This is a genomic window from Corallococcus sp. AB011P, assembly GCF_003611605.1.
Lineage (GTDB): Bacteria > Myxococcota > Myxococcia > Myxococcales > Myxococcaceae > Corallococcus > Corallococcus coralloides.
Genome location: NZ_RAVX01000092.1, coordinates 1 through 267, shown reverse-complemented (window position 1 = coordinate 267; position 267 = coordinate 1). Strand labels below are relative to the sequence as shown.

General features: G+C 67.0%; 1 protein-coding gene. It reads left to right on the top strand.

Translation table 11 applies throughout. From position 1 onward, the window contains the following. Positions 1-13: 13 nt before the first annotated feature. Positions 14-267: IS66 family transposase (locus tag D7X30_RS41480; protein ID WP_255424235.1), on the top strand; the 254-nt coding region annotated here is incomplete at its 3' end.

Genomic DNA, 267 nt, shown 5'->3' with positions numbered 1-267 from the left:
GCTACGCGCGTGGATGGAATCCCAGGCCCCGCGCCACCTGCCCAAGGGCCCCATGGGACAGGCCCTCTCCTACGCCTTGAAGCAATGGGACGCCCTGACGCGCTTCTCTTCCGACGCACGTCTTCCCGTAAGCGTTCACGGGGTGGTGCTCGCCTGGGGGGGCAGTGAGGCAGCGAACGGTGGGCCTCACCACACTCGACGTGGGCTGGGGGTGATTAGAAATACTGGGACGTGGCCACGCCCGACCCGAGAGATGCGCGTATCGCG